Here is a 1,729-nt window from a genome sequence, read left to right as displayed (position 1 = left end):
TGATATGCTCCCATCATAGTAGACAGTAGAAAAAATAAAAACTTCTACTACTACAACGATGGGAGTATTTCTATGTCTAGAAGAAGTTCAACTTCAATTGAAACGAAACTGCATGCCATACAGCGATGCCTGGAGCACAGGTCAAATCCAAACTATGAAGCGAGACAACTAGGGGTTAGTTCCCACACAGTTAGAGAGTGGATAAGAAAATACAGAGCAGATGGTTTGGATGGATTGGGGGAATCGAGAACATGGAAAACGTATTCAAGGGAATTGAAAATTGCTGCTGTTCAGGATGTGTTATCTGGACATTGCTCCCTTGAAGAGGCGACAAGGAAGCATCGTATTTCCAGCAACAGTGTGTTGCGGAAATGGATTAACAAGTATACTAAGGAGATAGAATTAAAACCTACTCTTAAAGGAAGAGGACTATCTCAAATGAACAAAGGACGTAAAACAACTTACGAGGAACGTATTGAAATTGCGCAATATACAATCGCTAATGGTTTGGATTATCAGAAAGCCATCGAAAAGTACGGTGTATCTTATCAGCAAGTGTATGCCTGGGTTCGGAAGTATCAAGCAGGCAGTGAAGATGCTCTTAAGGACAATCGCGGTCGAAAGAAGCCTGTAGAGGAACTGGATGAGCATGAACGTCTCAAGCTGCGGATCAAGGAATTAGAAGCTCGAAACGAATACCTGGAGATGGAGAATGCCTTCGCAAAAAAGTTGGCGGAGATCAAGCGACGAAATACACGCTAACCCTTGTTCGACAAGTAAACTTGTATCAAGCGATTCAAGAACTGAACAAAGAAAAAGGTTACGCAATTAAGAAGTTGTGTGCGTTAGCAGGGGTTGCTCGATCTGCCTATTACAAGTGGTTAGGTTGGACGCCATCTACCAAGGAACTTGAAATTCAAGTGCTAGCCAAAGAAGTAAAGCTTCGTTATGACAAGCGAAACGGAATACTTGGCTACCGCCAAATGCGTACTCAATTAAACCGAAAGCTCAAAAAGCAGTACAACAAAAAGCGCTATTACCGAATTATGCGTGCGCTTGGCCTCAAAGCAGTCATTCGTAAGAAACGACCAAGCTATATGAAAGCCCCAGAGACCCATGTCGTTGAAAATGTAATGAATCGTAACTTTGAGGCCCAGTCTCCAAATACAAAGTGGTGTACAGATGTGACAGAACTGAAGTATGGAAATGGCCGCAAAGCCTATTTAAGCGCCATTATCGATGTATATGATAACTCCATTGTTTCATGGGTATTAAGCCATTCCAACAACACTAAACTCGTGGTGGATACGCTGAAGCAGGCTTATGAGAAGAATCCCGGTGTAACCCCACTCCTACACAGCGACAGAGGTTTCCAGTACACGTCCCACGAGTATAATCGGCTCCAACTAAAGTATGGATTTATGAAAAGCATGTCTCGTGTGAGCCGATGCTTGGACAACCAACCTATTGAGCGCTTTTGGGGTACTTATAAATCGGAAAGTTATTATCTTACAAAGCATGATACCTATGAAGACGTCCTGAAAGATGTTAGCAATTATATTCGCTATTACAATAACCATCGCTATACAGAACGTTTAGAGGGTCTGTCACCCAACGAATACAGGCGAGTTGCATAAGGAAGATCCCTCAGTTCCGTTAAACAAACTGAGGGATCTAGATAAACTATTTTTGTTTTTTTACACTGTCCACTTGACAGGGGGCACTTCAA

2 protein-coding genes are annotated in these 1,729 nt (G+C 42.2%); both read left to right on the top strand.

What is annotated here, in order from left to right; translation table 11 throughout:
* Nucleotides 1-72: 72 nt before the first annotated feature.
* Nucleotides 73-762 (top strand): helix-turn-helix domain-containing protein, encoded by a 690-nt coding sequence (locus TCA2_RS25985; protein WP_047914513.1) that lies wholly within the window; start codon nt 73-75, stop codon nt 760-762.
* Between the two features lie 20 nt (nt 763-782).
* Nucleotides 783-1,637 carry an IS3 family transposase gene (locus TCA2_RS25980; RefSeq protein WP_081872853.1) on the top strand — a complete coding sequence of 285 codons (855 nt, stop codon included), beginning with the start codon at nt 783-785 and terminating at the stop codon, nt 1,635-1,637.
* Nucleotides 1,638-1,729: the final 92 nt, after the last annotated feature.

The organism is Paenibacillus sp. TCA20, assembly GCF_000732325.1.
GTDB lineage: Bacteria > Bacillota > Bacilli > Paenibacillales > Paenibacillaceae > Paenibacillus > Paenibacillus urinalis.
Note: the sequence above shows the minus strand (reverse complement) of the source record. Positions and strands in the feature narration are given on the sequence as shown.

Coding starts and splice junctions, on each gene's coding strand:
- TCA2_RS25985 (WP_047914513.1), top strand. CDS start 73: ATGTCTAGAAGAAGTTCAACTTCAATTGAAACGAAACTGCATGCCATA.